The organism is Turicibacter sp. KK003 (assembly GCF_037014675.1).
Classification (GTDB): domain Bacteria; phylum Bacillota_I; class Bacilli_A; order MOL361; family Turicibacteraceae; genus Turicibacter; species Turicibacter faecis.
Map to the genome: position 1 here is coordinate 345,486 of NZ_CP142738.1, position 18,129 is coordinate 363,614.

11 protein-coding genes, 1 tRNA gene and 3 rRNA genes are annotated in these 18,129 nt (G+C 38.8%); 12 read left to right on the forward strand and 3 right to left on the reverse strand.

The window, feature by feature from the left end; translation table 11 throughout:
• Positions 1-187: 187 nt before the first annotated feature.
• The 7 genes from metG to VXM77_RS01755 all read left to right on the forward strand — a co-directional run bounded on the left by metG (position 188) and on the right by VXM77_RS01755 (position 9,615).
• Entirely contained in the window at positions 188-2,155 is a 1,968-nt protein-coding gene (metG, locus tag VXM77_RS01725; RefSeq protein WP_161832679.1) for a methionine--tRNA ligase, read from the forward strand.
• A gap of 422 nt (positions 2,156-2,577) precedes the next feature.
• Positions 2,578-4,094 (forward strand): 16S ribosomal RNA (locus VXM77_RS01730).
• A 92-nt stretch (positions 4,095-4,186) separates the two neighbouring features.
• Positions 4,187-7,080: ribosomal RNA gene (locus VXM77_RS01735) — 23S ribosomal RNA — on the forward strand.
• A gap of 57 nt (positions 7,081-7,137) precedes the next feature.
• A 5S ribosomal RNA gene (rrf, locus tag VXM77_RS01740) occupies positions 7,138-7,246 on the forward strand.
• The 16S, 23S and 5S rRNA genes sit together here with 1 tRNA gene alongside, the layout of an rRNA operon.
• Before the next feature lie 11 nt (positions 7,247-7,257).
• Positions 7,258-7,331, forward strand: a tRNA-Gly gene (locus VXM77_RS01745).
• Between the two features lie 317 nt (positions 7,332-7,648).
• Positions 7,649-8,416, forward strand: coding sequence for a TatD family hydrolase (locus VXM77_RS01750; RefSeq protein WP_161832849.1), 768 nt, complete (start codon positions 7,649-7,651; stop codon positions 8,414-8,416).
• A gap of 20 nt (positions 8,417-8,436) precedes the next feature.
• Positions 8,437-9,615, forward strand: a complete 1,179-nt coding sequence (locus VXM77_RS01755; RefSeq protein ID WP_161832850.1) for a trypsin-like peptidase domain-containing protein — start codon at positions 8,437-8,439, stop codon at positions 9,613-9,615.
• Positions 9,616-10,095: 480 nt separating this feature from the next.
• Here VXM77_RS01755 and VXM77_RS01760 read toward each other — a convergent pair whose 3' ends face one another.
• Positions 10,096-12,093 (reverse strand): PBP1A family penicillin-binding protein, encoded by a 1,998-nt coding sequence (locus tag VXM77_RS01760; protein WP_161832851.1) that lies wholly within the window; start codon positions 12,091-12,093, stop codon positions 10,096-10,098.
• Between the two features lie 136 nt (positions 12,094-12,229).
• Between VXM77_RS01760 and VXM77_RS01765 the strand changes: the two genes are divergently transcribed.
• Positions 12,230-13,003, forward strand: coding sequence for an A24 family peptidase (locus VXM77_RS01765; RefSeq protein ID WP_262951223.1), 774 nt, complete (start codon positions 12,230-12,232; stop codon positions 13,001-13,003).
• A gap of 13 nt (positions 13,004-13,016) precedes the next feature.
• On the opposite strand, the gene VXM77_RS01770 is transcribed toward VXM77_RS01765, so the two are convergent.
• Positions 13,017-13,421, reverse strand: a complete 405-nt coding sequence (locus VXM77_RS01770; protein ID WP_161832853.1) for an NUDIX domain-containing protein — start codon at positions 13,419-13,421, stop codon at positions 13,017-13,019.
• 149 nt (positions 13,422-13,570) lie between these two features.
• On the opposite strand from VXM77_RS01770, the gene ychF reads away from it, so the two are divergent.
• The 4 genes from ychF to rpsR all read left to right on the forward strand — a co-directional run bounded on the left by ychF (position 13,571) and on the right by rpsR (position 16,162).
• Complete coding sequence (ychF, locus tag VXM77_RS01775) at positions 13,571-14,671, forward strand: redox-regulated ATPase YchF (protein WP_161832854.1); 1,101 nt, start codon at positions 13,571-13,573, stop codon at positions 14,669-14,671.
• Positions 14,672-14,987: 316 nt separating this feature from the next.
• Positions 14,988-15,275: a 30S ribosomal protein S6 gene (gene rpsF / locus VXM77_RS01780; protein ID WP_161832855.1), complete on the forward strand. Its 288-nt coding sequence runs from the start codon at positions 14,988-14,990 to the stop codon at positions 15,273-15,275.
• 31 nt (positions 15,276-15,306) lie between these two features.
• Positions 15,307-15,882, forward strand: a complete 576-nt coding sequence (ssb, locus tag VXM77_RS01785) for a single-stranded DNA-binding protein (RefSeq protein ID WP_161832856.1) — start codon at positions 15,307-15,309, stop codon at positions 15,880-15,882.
• A gap of 46 nt (positions 15,883-15,928) precedes the next feature.
• On the forward strand, positions 15,929-16,162 hold the full coding sequence (gene rpsR, locus VXM77_RS01790; RefSeq protein WP_006784586.1) for a 30S ribosomal protein S18: 234 nt from the start codon (positions 15,929-15,931) through the stop codon (positions 16,160-16,162).
• Between the two features lie 228 nt (positions 16,163-16,390).
• Here rpsR and VXM77_RS01795 read toward each other — a convergent pair whose 3' ends face one another.
• Entirely contained in the window at positions 16,391-16,558 is a 168-nt protein-coding gene (locus tag VXM77_RS01795; protein WP_202618810.1) for a hypothetical protein, read from the reverse strand.
• Between the last annotated feature and the right edge of the window lie 1,571 nt (positions 16,559-18,129).

Below are 18,129 nucleotides of genomic sequence, written 5' to 3' on the forward strand. Positions count from 1 at the left end.
TTAATGTATAGGAGGAATTCATGGAAAATTTACAAAAAATGCTAGTGATTTCTCGAATATTGGGGATTTATTTTTACGCATATAAAATTAATCTCATAGGGAATATTACTTATCCTTCACTTTAATGTCTAAATATGTTTGAAGTATGCTATAATATAGGCATTAAAAATTTAAAGAGGTGAAGTTAGTGAGTAAGCCGACATTTTATATTACAACACCAATTTATTATCCAAGCGGGAGATTTCATATCGGGACAGCCTATACAACTGTGGCTTCTGACGCAATGGCTCGCTATAAACGTGCCCGTGGATTTGACGTGCGTTTCTTAACGGGAATGGATGAACACGGACAAAAAATACAAGAAAAAGCAATGGAAGCGGGGAAAGATCCACAACTTTATGTAGATGAAATTGCTGATGCCGCTAAAAAATTATGGGAAATGATGGATATTACAAATGATGATTTTATCCGTACGACAGAAAAGCGTCATGAAGAAATTGTAGAGAAAATCTTTTCGATATTCATGGAAAATGGTGATATCTATAAAGGAAACTATGAGGGACTTTATTGTACACCATGTGAGGCCTACTTTACACCGACACAACTTGTAGATGGAAAGTGTCCAGACTGTGGACGTGAGGTGAAAGTTGTTAAGGAGGAATCATATTTCTTTAATATGCAAAAATATGCTCCTCGTTTAATGGAATATTACAATGAAAATCCAGACTTTATCTTACCAGAATCGCGTAAAAATGAAATGGTTAATAACTTTATTAAACCGGGATTACAAGATTTATCGGTATCACGTACTACATTTGATTGGGGGGTAAAAGTTCCAGGCGATCCAAAGCATGTAATATATGTTTGGGTGGATGCCCTATCAAACTATATTACTTCTCTGGGTTATGGTTCGGATAATGAAGAATTATTTAATAAATATTGGCCAGCCGATGTTCACGTAGTAGGTAAAGATATTGTTCGCTTCCATACAATTTATTGGCCTATCTTTTTAATGGCGTTAGGACTGCCATTACCGAAAAAAATCTTTGCTCATGGATTTATTATGATGAAAGACGGAAAAATGTCTAAATCAAAGGGTAATGTCGTTTATCCAGAAATGTTAATTGAACGATACGGTTTAGATGCTGTGCGTTATTTCTTATTACGTGAACTACCATTTGGTCAGGATGGTGTATTTTCACCAGAATCTTTTGTTGAGCGTGTTAACTTTGACTTAGCGAACGACTTAGGAAATTTATTAAATCGTACTGTTTCGATGATAAACAAGTATTTTGACGGGGTTATTCCAACGTACAAGGGACAAGTTACTGAGTTTGATCAGACATTGGAAGAGTTTGTTAATACTACAGTAACAAAGGTAGAAGAAAATTTTGAGGAAATGCAATTTAGTGCGGTATTATCTGATATCTGGTCATTAGTAGCACGTACAAATAAATATATAGATGAAACTGCCCCGTGGGTATTAGCAAAGGAAGAGGCTAATACTGATAAATTAGCTTCTGTGATGCTTCATTTAGTGGAAAGTTTACGCCAGATTGCTATTATGATTGAACCATTTATGCCGCGTACAACTCCACAAATTTTTGCACAATTAGGAATTCATCAACAAGACGTTATGAATTGGAATAGTTTAAAGCAGTTTAATAAATTGTCAGAGGGAACAAAAGTTGTTTCTAAAGGGACACCGATTTTCCCACGTTTGGAGGTAGAAGTAGAAGTGGAATATATTAAAGAACAGATGTCAAAATCAGTTGCGACGAATACTGAAAAAGCAGCAGAGACAAAAAATGAACAACCTAAAGAAGAAAAGGCGCTAATTGGTATTGAAGATTTTACAAAAGTTGAGATTAAAATCGGACAAATTAAAGAATGTAAACAACATCCTAAAGCTGATCGTCTATTAGTTTCACAAATCGATTTAGGAACAGAGGTTCGTCAAATCGTTTCGGGAATTGCTGAACACTATAAACCGGAACAATTAGTAGGTCGTAAGGTATTGGTTGTAACAAATCTAAAACCTGTAAAACTTCGTGGTGAATTATCAGAGGGAATGGTTTTAGCCGCTTCAAATGATGGGTTATTAACATTACCTACGATTATGGATGAATTACCAAACGGGTCATTAGTTAAATAGGAATGAAAAAAGAATCTGTGCCTAAGGTATAGATTCTTTTTTTATATAAGAAATATAAGTATGGGGAGGGCCAACTCTTAAAACTATACTGATTAGGCGAATAGTTTAGAAAATTAATATAAAATATTTGACAATATTGTATTGGAGTGGTATTATAAATGAGTCGCCAAAAGGGCGATGGAAAAGAAAACAAAAAAAGTTAAAAAGTGTTTGACAGAAACGGTTGAACATGATAAACTAGAAAAGTCGCCAAGAGAGGTAGACAAGAAATCTTACAAAAAAAGATAAAAAAACATTTGACAGAAAAAGTCGAATGCGGTAAGATAAAGAAGTCGCCAAAAGGCGAGAGAAGTTCTTTGAAAACTAAACAGAACGTCAAGAATCATGAGCGAAAGAAATTTCGCAAGCTAAGGAAACAAACAATTATGGAGAGTTTGATCCTGGCTCAGGATGAACGCTGGCGGCGTGCCTAATACATGCAAGTCGAGCGAACCACTTCGGTGGGAAGCGGCGAACGGGTGAGTAACACGTAGGTGATCTGCCCATCAGACGGGGACAACGATTGGAAACGATCGCTAATACCGGATAGGACGAAAGTTTAAAGATGCTCCTGGCATCACTGATGGATGAGCCTGCGGCGCATTAGCTAGTTGGTGGGGTAAAGGCCTACCAAGGCGACGATGCGTAGCCGACCTGAGAGGGTGAACGGCCACACTGGGACTGAGACACGGCCCAGACTCCTACGGGAGGCAGCAGTAGGGAATCTTCGGCAATGGGCGAAAGCCTGACCGAGCAACGCCGCGTGAATGAAGAAGGCCTTCGGGTTGTAAAATTCTGTTATAAGGGAAGAAAGGTGATAGGAGGAAATGACTATCAATTGACGGTACCTTATGAGAAAGCCACGGCTAACTACGTGCCAGCAGCCGCGGTAATACGTAGGTGGCAAGCGTTATCCGGAATTATTGGGCGTAAAGAGCGCGCAGGTGGTTAATTAAGTCTGATGTGAAAGCCCACGGCTTAACCGTGGAGGGTCATTGGAAACTGGTTGACTTGAGTGCAGAAGAGGGAAGTGGAATTCCATGTGTAGCGGTGAAATGCGTAGAGATATGGAGGAACACCAGTGGCGAAGGCGGCTTCCTGGTCTGCAACTGACACTGAGGCGCGAAAGCGTGGGGAGCAAACAGGATTAGATACCCTGGTAGTCCACGCCGTAAACGATGAGTGCTAAGTGTTGGGGGTCGAACCTCAGTGCTGAAGTTAACGCATTAAGCACTCCGCCTGGGGAGTACGGTCGCAAGACTGAAACTCAAAGGAATTGACGGGGACCCGCACAAGCGGTGGAGCATGTGGTTTAATTCGAAGCAACGCGAAGAACCTTACCAGGTCTTGACATACCATTGACGCCTCTAGAGATAGAGGGTTTCCTTCGGGGACAATGGATACAGGTGGTGCATGGTTGTCGTCAGCTCGTGTCGTGAGATGTTGGGTTAAGTCCCGCAACGAGCGCAACCCCTGTCGTTAGTTGCCAGCAGTAAGATGGGGACTCTAACGAGACTGCCAGTGACAAACTGGAGGAAGGTGGGGATGACGTCAAATCATCATGCCCCTTATGACCTGGGCTACACACGTGCTACAATGGTTGGTACAAAGAGAAGCGAAGCGGTGACGTGGAGCAAACCTCATAAAGCCAATCTCAGTTCGGATTGTAGGCTGCAACTCGCCTACATGAAGTTGGAATCGCTAGTAATCGCGAATCAGAATGTCGCGGTGAATACGTTCCCGGGTCTTGTACACACCGCCCGTCACACCACGAGAGTTTACAACACCCGAAGTCAGTGGCCTAACCGCAAGGAGGGAGCTGCCTAAGGTGGGGTAGATGATTGGGGTGAAGTCGTAACAAGGTATCCCTACCGGAAGGTGGGGATGGATCACCTCCTTTCTATGGAGAAAGAGACGTTCTGTTTAGTTTTGGGAGAATTTCGATTTTCCTAGAATTGATCTTTGAAAACTAGATATCTTCTGAAGAAGAAAAGTTAAGTAATAAAGGGCGCACGGAGGATGCCTAGGCACTAGGAGTCGAAGAAGGACGCGACAAACGGCGAAACGCCTCGGGGAGCTGTAAGTAAGCAAAGAGCCGGGGATATCCGAATGGGGAAACCCGCTAGTGGTCATACGCTAGCACCGTATGGTGAATCAATAGCCATAGAGGAGACAGACCCAGGGAACTGAAACATCTAAGTACCTGGAGGAAAAGAAAGAAACATCGATTCCCCAAGTAGCGGCGAGCGAACAGGGAGGAGCCCAAACCGGAGTAATCCGGGGTAGAAGGACCTTCAGAAATGACTGAACATGATAGCCGAATGGTCTGGGAAGGCCAACCGGAGGGGGTGAGAGTCCCGTAGGTGAAATTGTGTGAAGCAGGGAAGGGATCCTGAGTACGGCGGGACACGAGAAATCCCGTCGGAAGCAACGAGGACCATCTCGTAAGGCTAAATACTACCTAGTGACCGATAGTGAACCAGTACCGTGAGGGAAAGGTGAAAAGAACCCCGGAAGGGGAGTGAAAGAGAACCTGAAACCGTGTGCCTACAACTAGTCAGAGCCCGTTAAAGGGTGATGGCGTGCCTTTTGTAGAATGAACCGGCGAGTTACGATATCGTGCAAGGTTAAGTTGAAGAGACGGAGCCGAAGCGAAAGCGAGTCTGAATAGGGCGAGGAGTACGATGTTGTAGACCCGAAACCGTGTGAGCTAGCCATGAGCAGGCTGAAGGTCAGGTAACACTGACTGGAGGGCCGAACCAGGGCACGTTGAAAAGTGCTTGGATGACTTGTGGCTAGGGGTGAAATTCCAATCGAACACGGATATAGCTGGTTCTCTCCGAAATAGCTTTAGGGCTAGCCTCGATAAGAGTCTACTGGAGGTAGAGCACTGAATGGGTGATGGCCCCACCTCGGGGTACTGATCTCAATCAAACTCCGAATGCCAGATAGATATGATCGGGAGTCAGACTGTGGGTGATAAGGTCCATGGTCAAAAGGGAAAGAGCCCAGACCGCCAGCTAAGGCCCCCAAGTGTCCGTTAAGTGGAAAAGGATGTGGAGATGCACAGACAACTAGGAGGTTGGCTTAGAAGCAGCCATCCTTTAAAGAGTGCGTAATAGCTCACTAGTCGAGTGACTCTGCGCCGAAAATGTACCGGGGCTAAACGGACCGCCGAAGCTGCGGATTGACACGAAGTGTCAGTGGTAGGAGAGCGTTCTAACAGCACAGAAGCAGTACCGGAAGGAGCTGTGGAGCGGTTAGAAGTGAGAATGCCGGTGTGAGTAGCGAAAGATAGGTGAGAATCCTATCCATCGAAAGCCTAAGGTTTCCAGGGGAAGGCTCGTCCGCCCTGGGTAAGTCGGGACCTAAGGTGAGGCCGAAAGGCGTAGCCGATGGACAACAGGTAGAGATTCCTGTACCACTTAATAAACTGAAGGAGTGACGGAGAAGGCTAAGTTGAGCGTGTGAATGGATTCACGTGTAAGCAGTGAGGTGGTCATGTAGGCAAATCCGCATGGCGAAACATTGAGCTGTGATGCCGAAAGCCCGAAAGGGTGAAGTCAGCTGATGTCACGCTTCCAAGAAAAGCTTCTAGGGATAATTTATTAGGTGCCCGTACCGATAACCGACACAGGTAGGCGAGGAGAGAATCCTAAGATGAGCGAGAGAACTCTTGTTAAGGAACTCGGCAAAATGACCCCGTAACTTCGGGAGAAGGGGTGCTTGTGAAAGCAAGCCGCAGTGAAAAGGCCCAGGCGACTGTTTATCAAAAACACAGGTCTCTGCTAAACCGCAAGGTGATGTATAGGGGCTGACGCCTGCCCGGTGCTGGAAGGTTAAGAGGAGAGGTTAGCGCAAGCGAAGCTTTGAATTGAAGCCCCAGTAAACGGCGGCCGTAACTATAACGGTCCTAAGGTAGCGAAATTCCTTGTCGGGTAAGTTCCGACCCGCACGAAAGGCGTAACGATCTGGGCGCTGTCTCAACAAGAGACTCGGTGAAATCATAGTACCTGTGAAGATGCAGGTTACCCGCGACAGGACGGAAAGACCCCGTGGAGCTTTACTGTAGCTTGATATTGAGCACTGGTGACACATGTACAGGATAGGTAGGAGACGAAGAGACCAGGACGCCAGTCTTGGAGGAGTCGCTGTTGGGATACTACCCTTGTGTTACTGGGGTTCTAACCCGTGGCCATGAGCTGGTCAGGGGACAGTGTCAGGTGGGCAGTTTGACTGGGGCGGTCGCCTCCCAAAGAGTAACGGAGGCGCCCAAAGGTTCCCTCAGAATGGTTGGAAATCATTCGAAGAGTGTAAAGGCAGAAGGGAGCTTGACTGCGAGACCAACAAGTCGAGCAGGGACGAAAGTCGGGCTTAGTGATCCGGCGGTACCGAATGGAAGGGCCGTCGCTCAACGGATAAAAGCTACCCCGGGGATAACAGGCTGATCTCCCCCAAGAGTTCACATCGACGGGGAGGTTTGGCACCTCGATGTCGGCTCATCGCATCCTGGGGCTGTAGTCGGTCCCAAGGGTTGGGCTGTTCGCCCATTAAAGCGGTACGCGAGCTGGGTTCAGAACGTCGTGAGACAGTTCGGTCCCTATCCGTCGTGGGCGTAGGAAATTTGAGAGGAGCTGTCCTTAGTACGAGAGGACCGGGATGGACACACCGCTGGTGTACCAGTTGTTCTGCCAGGAGCATAGCTGGGTAGCTACGTGTGGAAGGGATAAACGCTGAAAGCATCTAAGCGTGAAGCCCCCCTCAAGATGAGATTTCCCATTCGAAAGAAGTAAGATCCCTTGAAGACGACGAGGTAGATAGGTCAGGAGTGGAAGTTTGGTGACAGATGAAGCGGACTGATACTAATCGATCGAGGACTTAACTAATAAGGAAGTAAGCAGAAGATATCTAGTTTTGTGAGATTGATAAGATCTGACAGAAGGTCTAGTGATAAGGGCAAGGAGGGCACACCTGTTCCCATACCGAACACAGAAGTTAAGCTCCTTAGCGCCGAGGGTAGTACGCAAGTGCGAGAGTAGGACGTCGCTAGGCCATAAAAAAATGCGGGTGTAGTTTAATGGTAGAACTTCAGCCTTCCAAGCTGACTGTGAGAGTTCGATTCTCTTCACCCGCTCCAAATAGCCAATCAACATCCTTCGGGATGTTTTTTTTATTTATCAAGAATAAAGATATAAGTTGGCCTTATTTTTATTATTTTTGGAAAATATCTTAAGTGCTCCTGAGGCAGAAATTTTATGGAATACAAAATAACTGGAACTTATATGTATTTTTATCTTTATTTTCTAATAAAAAAATTAAGTTTTGGTATAATAAAAAGAGAACGTATTTTCTACAGTATTTATAAATACGTATCATAGAATGTCCGAAACTTTATCCTATGATAGAGTAGTGTAGAAAATATAAATTGTGATTTAGGAAGAAATAGGTGATACTGTGCTTTTTGATACTCATGTACATTTAAATGATAAAAAATATATGGATGATTTAGTGGAGGTAATTGATAGGGCCAAAAATGAAGGGGTAAAGTATATGTTGGTTGTTGGATATGATCAAGTTTCGAACCAACGTGCTATTGAGCTAGCAGAAAAGTATGAATTTATTTATGCTGCAGTGGGATGGCATCCAGTTGATGCAATTTATTTAACGGATGAATTATTTGACCAATTAAAGGAGCAGCTAAATCACTCTAAAGTAGTTGCTGTGGGTGAATGTGGTCTTGATTATCATTGGGATACTTCTCCTGTAGATATACAGAAAGAGGTGTTTGTGAAGCAAATTCAATTAGCTAAAGAGATAAATAAACCCCTAATTATTCATACTCGTGATTCAATACAGGATACTTATGATATTTTGAAAGAGAATAGTGTTGATGTAATAGGGGGTGTCATGCACTGTTATAGTGGTAGTATTGAAATGGCACGGAGCTTTATTAATCTAAATTTTAAAATATCTTTAGGTGGTCCTGTCACTTTTACAAATGGTAGAAGGGCACAAGAAGTTGCTACCCATATTCCACTAGAAGATTTATTAATCGAAACGGATGCTCCCTATTTAACTCCGCATCCATATAGGGGAACACGGAATGAGCCTGCATATGTCTCGATGGTTGCCAAAAAGATAGCAGAGCTTAAAAATATATCGTATGAGAAGGTCGCGAAACAAACAACCTTTAATGCATGCCAACTATTTAATATTGTTTAAATTTGAAAGGTGGATATAGAATGAAAAAAATTAATGTTGGAAAAGTTTCATATACCTGTGCAGTAATATTAATAACGGGGTTAATTACTGCATGGAGTGTCTTCTTTATAAATAATTATTATCAGGAAAAGTCGCTGAAGAATGGAAGTACCGCTGCGCTTGATAATTTAACAGAGTCAAATGGAAATTCTCAAGTTGTTCAAAACGTCGTTGAACGTCAGGTTGTTACACAGGAGGAGGCACGTATTGAGGCAATCAATAAGGTTTCTCCTGCTATTGTAGGGGTTGTAAATTTCGCTAATAATGCGACTCAAGGTGAGGGATCAGGAATTATTTACAAAAAGGATGGAAAAGATGCCTATATTGTAACTAATCAACACGTTATAGATAAGGGAGACTATTTTGAGGTTGTTTTTTCGAATGGGGAACATGCAGAAGCTACTCTAATTGGGGGAGATATTTATACGGATTTGGCAGTATTAAAGGTAAGTGATGCTAAGGTTGATACAGTCGCCGAGTTTGGCAATACTGAGGATTTAAAGGTAGGTCAAACTGTTATTGCAATTGGTAATCCACTAGGATTAGATTTTGCAGGATCTGCCACATCAGGGATTGTTTCAGGACAGGATCGTGTCATTGCCGTGGATTTAAATAATGATAAGGTTGACGACTGGGAAATGACAGTTTTACAAACAGATACTGCAATTAATCCAGGTAATAGTGGTGGGGCGCTCATTAACTTAGATGGAAAAATAGTAGGGATTAATTCAATGAAGATTGCGACAAGTTCTGTTGAAGGGATGTCATTTTCAATTCCTACATATGTTGCGATTCCTATCATTACAGATTTAGAAAATTACGGAGAGGTTCGTCGTCCACAATTAGGGGTATATATTCAAGAGATGGGAATGATTCCTGATCGTCTAAAAGAAATGCTTAAAATTCCAACAGATCAAAAAACCGGAGTTTTTATTTATGAAGTTTTTGAAGGTGGAATTGCTGAGAAAATGGGATTAAAAGCAGGTGATATTGTTACGGCTATTAATGGCGAGGAAGTAGAGGATACGATGGCCTTTAGAAAAAAATTATACCTTATGAGAGAGGGAGACAAACTAGAATTAACGGTTATTCAAGATGGAAAAACTACGACTTTATCGGCAACTGTTGCACCAGCCGATAAAGATAAGGTGTCTTCATAAATCAATACTCTTGTGACCTCTGACATTAAATCGGTTATTCCCTTTTGTCTAGTGTTTGAAATAATAGGGAATTAAAACTGATAGAGTACCTTCATTGTAGACAAAAGAAGAGAAGCAATACTATCGATGATGATAGAAATGTCTTAAAGTCTATGATGAAGGTACTTTTATTATATAGTTAAAAATGATTCATCCCAACTCTCCTTATTATACGGAATAAAGGTATTATGTCATTAAATTTTACCTCAATAAATCTGTTAAAGCAGAGGGGAGGCAATCAAGGGGGATGTATTAGTACTTGTTATATTCTAATTGAGGCCTACTATCGTTAATACATACAATGATGAGTGAATTTTCTTTTTATTAGCAATAGAATAACAAAGATTAAAAGGACTAAACACGATTTCCAACGTATTTAGTCCTTTTAATGTACTTCTCTGGGTATTTAATTTTTCCTAAATGCTTTTCGTACGATAAATACTACTGACTAACTGTAAGTGAACTTTTATGATAATGGTCCTCACATGAAATAGACGGGACATTATTCTTTTCATAATAAAGTGTTACTTTATTTTTGCATTCTTCCGACGCTAGATAACCCGTTGTAGGATCGATTTTGACAGCAACCACGTTTTTAGGTTTTTCAAACCATTCTGTTTGAGTGTTTTTTAACGAGTTTTCCATTACCTCAGACCATATATTTTTAGCATAGTGGTTAACTTCAACTCCATCCAACGTTCTACCCTGATCATATCCCGTCCATACTGTTGTTAAAAGTTCGGGAGTGTATCCAATCATCCAGGAATCAGTATTTGTCGATCCACTTTTACCTGCATATTGATGAGTTAAGTTTTGAATAATAGATAGACCGGTTATAGATAAATGATTATTTTGTTGTAAATTAAACATTCCGGTCATCATTTCATTCATAATATAAGTTTTAGTTTTATCCAGGATTTGCTTTTGTTCTGTCTTAGTATCAGAATAGACGAGAAATCCACGGTCATCCGTGATAGAGGTAATAAATTTTCTATTTACGGATTTTCCATTATTAGCGAATATACTGTAGGCTTCAGCCATCTCCATAATATTTACAGGTTCAACACCAAGAGCTGCAGAAGGAATACTAGGAATATTAGCTGAAATTCCAAATCGTTTAGTCGTTTTTGGAAGCACATCTAATCCAAGAAACGTATGAGTTTTTACGGCATAAATATTATCTGAAACAGCGAGAGCATTCGCCATTGGAATACTTTTATAAGCATATGAACTATTATAGTTATTTGGTGTATAGGAATCTTTTCCTCCGTTGTAGGTAAATGTTGTGGGTTCGTTCATAAATGTTGTCGACGGGTTAAATCCATACTCTAGGGCGGCATAATATAGAAAAGGTTTCATTAATGATCCTATCTGACGCTCACTATAGAGTGCACGATTATATTGTGATTCCTCATAATTATTTCCTCCAGATAAAGCCTTAACGTATCCGGTAGAAGGTTCCATAACAATAACGGCTGTCTGAACGTCTAAATCTTTTACATTTTGAACAATAGATTTATTTACTTGACTTTGTATTTCCTGATCCAGTGTAGTATAAATATTTAAGTTTCGGTAGGAACTCGTTTGGCCATCTAATAAGTGATCGACCTCGGCTAGAACAGCGTCGACGTAATAAGGGGCCTCATAGTCAACATCCCCAGGGATTTCACCAATTACAACGGGATCACTTTTTAGGGCATGTTCATAATCTTCCACGCTAATATAGTTTTCATCTAACATAGACTTTAAAACAATCTTTTGGCGGTTCGAAGAGTTTTCGGGGTTTTTAATGGGTGAATAATAGGTGGGTCCCTTTGGAATACCAACTAATATCGAGGCTTCGGCAAGTGATAATTCATTTGCATGTTTACCGAAGTAATAGAGTGATGCATCTTCTATACCGTAATTTCCATGCCCAAAGTTAATAGTATTTAAGTATCCTTCGAGTATAGTGTCCTTATCATATCCGAGTTCAAGACGAATGGTATAAAAGGCCTCTTTAATTTTTCTTGACCATGTTTTTTCAAAGCTTAAGTATAAGTTTCGTGCATATTGTTGAGTAATGGTTGAGGCGCCCTGCGCTCGCGTTCCTGTGGTAAGGTTAGTGATTACTGCTTTTGCCATACGAAGAGGGTCAAACCCAAAGTGATCGTAAAAGTTTCGGTCCTCCGTTGCTATAAAACCATTAATAACATAAGGTGAAATTTCATCGAGACTAACCCAATGTTGATCTTTGGGATATGTCTTCTCTAAGAAAACTTCTCCTTTTGAATCGTAGAATGTAATGGTTGTATTAACGTTAATGTCCGGTGCGGGGAGGTATTTGAAGTATTGGTATACGGTTAGACACATAATTGCAATTAATTCTAGGCAGATGACTGCGGTAACCTGAGTATATTTTGACTTAAAGAATGCAGATATTTTTTTTGATAATTTCATAAACTCACCTCCATTTTATTTTGTCCATCCTAAATAAAAATATTTACATAAATAGGAATAAATATACATTAATGTTTTTTTAAGTTAAAAAAGGAAATTACGTTCTGTTGACGTAATTTAATATAGGAGGTGTTTTATGAATTATAATATCTATGTTTTAACGTTTATCATCGGAACGATTTTAGGTTCTTTTTACCATGTTGTTGGATATAGAATGCCACTGCAATTAAATTGGATGAATTCACGTTCCTTTTGTCAACATTGTCACACTTCTTTGACCGGGTTTGATCTCGTTCCGGTAGTATCCTACATTTTTTTACGTGGAAGGTGTAGACACTGTCAACAATCTATTCCTTTTTTTCATCTTATTATAGAAATATTATCTGGATTATTATTTTTGTTACCACTACATCATTATGGAAGTTTAGGATTTTTTTCAGGAGAAATTTATATAGCATGGATATTTTTATCTTTATTAATAGTAATTACGGTGTCTGATTGTTATTTTCAATTAATTTTAGATAAGGTTTTGATTTTTTTCTTCATTCTACTCGTAGCCGGATATTCTTTTTTTTCAAGTTGTAATATTTTTTATAGATTAATAGAGGGGGGAGGGACTTTTTTAATTTTTTATGTAATTAGTATAGTTGGAAAATTCCTATTTAAAAAGGAGGCACTAGGAGGTGGAGATATTAAGTTATATGGGTTAGTTGGTTTAGTTTTAGGAATCAGGTGTACATTTATATCATTATTATTATCTACGATACTCGCACTAATTTATTGCTGTATATTTCGACGAGGCAATAATCGTACTCCCTTAACGTTTGGTCCCTTTATTGCTGCTTCGGCATATTTTTGTTTATTTCAGGGAGAAACATTTTTAGAAGTTTACATAAAATTATTTTATTAAAAAACCATCAGCATTAATTGATGGTTTTAACATTATCCAAATTTAAATGTGACATTGCATTTGCTAATGAGGGGGTTAAGGACTGAATAGATTCTTCATTTAAGGGAATCCATTCATAATAATCATGTTCTTCTGATAACTGTATTTCTTCTGTAAGAGGCTGGCATAAATAAATAATCCCCATTATTAAATAGTCCTGGTTAACAAAGTCCCATTGGTGTAATACGCTTATTGGTTTAATTAAAAGGGATGTTTCCTCTAATATTTCACGTTGAAGAGTTTCTTCTGCACTTTCGTTATTTTTCATTTTTCCGCCTGGTAAATCAAAGTACTCACACCGTGGACTAACTTTATGAAGAACTAAAAATTTTTTATCTTTAATAATTAATCCTTTAACAGAAAAGTGAATTTGCGCCATATATCCACAACCTTTCAGTAAATGTTAACTCAGTATATGTTTTCTATAATAAAAAGATGTCATAATATGAGATCATTTTGCTAAACTGATTAAAATAGTGTAAAATAATAACGATATGAATACGATTAATATAAAAGGATGTGGAAAAATTGGCATTAACAGCTGGAATCGTTGGTTTACCTAATGTTGGGAAATCAACTTTATTTAATGCAATAACTCAGGCAGGAATTGAAGCAGCTAATTACCCATTTGCGACAATTGACCCGAATGTGGGTGTGGTTGAGGTCCCAGATGAGCGTTTAAATAAACTTACTGAATTAGTGAGTCCTAAAAAAACAGTTCCAACTACATTTGAATTTACCGATATTGCTGGATTAGTCCGTGGAGCTAGTAATGGGGAAGGGTTAGGAAATAAATTTTTAGCTAATATCCGAGAAGTGGATGCTATTACACAAGTCGTTCGTTGTTTCGAGGACGGGAATATTATTCATGTTGAGGGATCAGTAGACCCAATTCGTGACGTAGAGGTAATTAACCTAGAGTTAATTTTAGCCGATATGGAACAGGTTGACCGTCGTTTAGGTCGCTTAGCGAAACAGGCTAAATCAGGTGATAAGGCAGCTAAGGCCGAACAAGCGGTATTAGAAAAGGTTAAAGCTGGATTTGATCAAGAGTTACCGGCACGTGCGTTAGAGTTAGATGCCGATGATATCCAAACAATTAAACATTTACAATTGCTAACGTTAAAACCAATTCTTTATGTTGCGAATGTAGGTGAAGAAGATTTAATGAGTGATGAGGATAACGAGCATGTAAAGGCATTACAAGAGTATGCCGCACGTGAAGGGGCTAAAGTCATCAAAGTTTGTGCGCGTATTGAGGAAGAGATTTCACAATTAGATGATGATGAAAAGTCAGCATTTTTAGAAGAATTAGGAATAAAAGAAAGTGGTTTGGACCAGTTAATTAGAGCCGCCTATGATTTGTTAGGATTAGCTACTTATTTTACTGCGGGTGTGCAGGAAGTTCGTGCATGGACGTTTATTAAAGGAATGACTGCTCCTCAATGTGCAGGGGTTATTCATAGTGATTTTGAACGTGGATTCATTCGAGCTGAAACAGTTTCATATGATGATTTAGTAAAATACGGTTCAGAGCAAGCGGCACGTGAGGCAGGACGATATCGATTAGAAGGAAAACAGTATATTGTTCAAGATGGTGACGTTATGTTATTCCGTTTTAACGTTTAAAAATATTTTGTTTATATTCGTGTATAAAAGAGAAATAAATATCTCATACTATTAATAGTTCATCATTAAATAGCATCTACGATAAAACAACATGAATTTAATGATGGGCTTTGTAAAATAGGCACTGCTTTAGAGTTGTGCTTATTTTTTTGATATTGATACGTATAAAACTAGTTTTATAAATATATTGCCGTATAATAAAATAATTTGTATTGCAATTAGTTTAAACTAGTGTTATAATTTATGACTGTGAGTAATATGACTATTACTCCTTGCCCGATAATGGGCCGTCTAGACCAAGAGGAGGTGCAATATAATGAGAAAATACGAAATTATGTATATCGTTCGTCCAAACTTAGAAGAGGAAGGGCGCAAAGCAGTAATCACAAACTTCCAAAACATGTTCACTAATATGGGTGCGGAAATCGTTGAAACAAAAGAGTGGGGTATGCGTGATTTAGCATATGCTATCGAAGATTTCACAAAAGGTTACTACGTTGTAATGACAGTTAATTCTTCAATCGAAGCGAAAAACGAATTTGATCGTTTAGCTGGAATTAGCGAAGATGTTATTCGTTACATCGCAATCAAAGAAGAAGCTTAAGATTATAAAGTACTAAGTGAGGGTGATATAAATGATTAATCGCGTTGTTTTAGTAGGGCGATTAACACGTGATCCAGAACTAAAGTATACGACTAATGGAATCGCTAATTTGCGATTTAGTATTGCGGTTAATCGTACTTTCACTAGTCAAAATGGAGAACGTCAAGCAGACTTCATTAATTGTGTAGCATGGCGAAGCCAAGCTGAGAATATGGCGAAGTTTTTACGTAAAGGTTCTTTAATTGGTGTTGAAGGACGTATAGAAACAGGTAGCTATCAAGCTCAGGATGGATCTATGCGGTACACAACAGATGTTGTGTGTGATAGCGTTCAATTCTTAGAACCTCGTTCGGCAACTGCTGATCGTGGAAACTTTGGAACTCAACCATCTCACGATTTTAGTGGAGGAAATCCATTTGGAGGTGGATATGGTGGAACACCATCATTCCCACAACAAGCACCAACACCTAATAATTATGGTGGAGGAAATCCATTTGGAGCCACTCAAAGTGTAGATCAAGGTTTTGCTAATCCAGGATCAAATTTTAATAGTGAGCCGGATTTTAGCTCAACAATTAATATTTCAGATGATGATTTACCATTTTAAAATAAATTATTAACTATTACTTTAAAAGATGTTAGGAGGAACTATCATGGCTCAATTCCGTCGTGGAGGACGTCGTCGTCGTAAAGTTTGCTATTTCACTACAAACAAAATTACGAAAATCGACTATAAAGATGTAGATTTATTAAAACGTTTTGTATCTGATCGTGGAAAAATCTTACCTCGTCGTGTAACAGGAACAAGCGCTAAATACCAACGTGAATTAACAGTTGCTATTAAACGTGCTCGTCACATGGCATTATTACCATTCTCTGCTGAATAGTAATAACACATTGTTTACAAATTGGCGCGGCATCGCGCCCTTTTTTATCACATACTAACCAGCTAATCTTTATTAATTGCTAGATAATGTAAAAGAAATATATATTTCTTCTAGCAAGTCTCATTTTGAGATATTTACATTAGGGCCCAATTATTAAAAGAGATTGAAGTAAAAAGCCGCTTCCGTTAGGAAGTGGCTTTTTATAATTTAATAGGTGACGGTATAGTTTTATTTTTCGTTTTCTTCTGACTGACTAACAGACATCTGCTTACTTTGTTCTTCACATTTCATTGTAGATCGATCTAGTAAGTAAGTGTCCGTACAGCAACTCATATCTTCTGTTAAATGTACATCACTCAATAGTCGGAATGGATTATATGAATTTTTATTTTCCATAGCTAGTTCCCCCCTATAATAGGATATATATAATAAATTACGATATTTATTATATACCTAAAAAGATAAAAAAATAAGCTATTCTCCATAAAAATAAAAAATAGTTTATCTTCAGTTAAATACACATATCTTTCTTGTTTTATATCCTTGCTATAGGCATTAATTGCTGACTTGTGTGCATGTGATGATGAGTTGATTTGAAGATTTAATTTATGATGAATTTCGTGAGATGGTGTTAGATACCCAGAAGGAACATTTATGGTTAATATAAATAAAAAAGATGATTTTAGAATTTTACTGAAATCATCTTTTTTATTTAAATGGTGTTGATGATATTTTTAAAGGTTAGTTTATTAGAATATTTAATTCACACACTTAAAATTGTGATAGGCTTATACAGAGTTTTTTCTATAAATCTTTTGTGCTTTTCTATCATATGGATGTAAATTTTATGGTGTGTATAGGGGGAATGATAGTTAGAGAGTGGTTAGAGTTTGGTAAAGGGATTGGGATGAATGGATGTAAGTTTTATGATGTGGATAGAGAGAATGATAGTTAGAGAGTGGTTAGAGTTTGGTAAAGGGATTGGGATGAATGGATGTAAGTTTTATGATGTGGATAGAGGGAATGATAGTTAGAGAGTGGTTAGATTATAGTAAATGTCTTAGAGTAAATGAATGTAGGATTTATGGTGTGGATAGAGAGAATGATAGTTAGAGAGTGGTTAGAATTTGGTAAAGGGATTGGATGAATGGATGTAAGTTTTATGGTGTGGATAGAGAGAATGATAGTTAGAGAGTGGTTAGATTATAGTAAATGTCTTAGAGTAAATGAATGTAGGATTTATGGTGTGAATAGGGGGATTGATAGTTAGAGAGTGGTCAGATTATAGTAAATGTCTTAGAGTAAATGAATGTAGGATTTATGGTGTGAATAGGGGGATTGATAGTTAGAGAGTGGTTAGATTATAGTAAATGTCTTAGAGTAAATGAATGTAGGATTTATGATGTGGATAGAGGGAATGATAGTTAGAGAGTGGTCAGATTATAGTAAATGTCTTAGAGTAAATGAATGTAGGATTTATGGTGTGAATAGGGGGAATGATAGTTAGAGAGTGGTCAGATTATAGTAAATGTCTTAGAGTAAATGAATGTAGGATTTATGGTGTGAATAGGGGGATTGATAGTTAGAGAGTGGTTAGATTATAGTAAATGTCTTAGAGTAAATGAATGTAGGATTTATGGTGTGGATAGAGAGAATGATAGTTAGAGAGTGGTTAGAATTTGGTAAATGTCTTAGAGTAAATGAATGTAGGATTTATGGTGTGAATAGGGGGATTGATAGTTAGAGAGTGGTTAGATTATAGTAAATGTCTTAGAGTAAATGAATGTAGGATTTATGGTGTGGATAGAGGGAATGATAGTTAGAGAGTGGTTAGAGTTTGGTAAAGGGATTGGGATGAATGGATGTAAGTTTTATGATGTGGATAGAGGGAATGATAGTTAGAGAGTGGTCAGATGGTAGTAAAGAGATTGGGATGAATGGGTGTAGGATTTGTGTTGTGGATAGAG

Excerpts from the sequence above, each read along its gene's own strand:
- VXM77_RS01755 (WP_161832850.1), top strand. The coding sequence starts at position 8,437 with ATGAAAAAAATTAATGTTGGAAAAGTTTCATATACCTGTGCAGTAATA.
- VXM77_RS01760 (WP_161832851.1), bottom strand. The coding sequence starts at position 12,093 with ATGAAATTATCAAAAAAAATATCTGCATTCTTTAAGTCAAAATATACT.
- VXM77_RS01765 (WP_262951223.1), top strand. The coding sequence starts at position 12,230 with ATGAATTATAATATCTATGTTTTAACGTTTATCATCGGAACGATTTTA.
- VXM77_RS01770 (WP_161832853.1), bottom strand. The coding sequence starts at position 13,421 with ATGGCGCAAATTCACTTTTCTGTTAAAGGATTAATTATTAAAGATAAA.
- rpsF (WP_161832855.1), top strand. The coding sequence starts at position 14,988 with ATGAGAAAATACGAAATTATGTATATCGTTCGTCCAAACTTAGAAGAG.
- ssb (WP_161832856.1), top strand. The coding sequence starts at position 15,307 with ATGATTAATCGCGTTGTTTTAGTAGGGCGATTAACACGTGATCCAGAA.
- rpsR (WP_006784586.1), top strand. The coding sequence starts at position 15,929 with ATGGCTCAATTCCGTCGTGGAGGACGTCGTCGTCGTAAAGTTTGCTAT.
- VXM77_RS01795 (WP_202618810.1), bottom strand. The coding sequence starts at position 16,558 with ATGGAAAATAAAAATTCATATAATCCATTCCGACTATTGAGTGATGTA.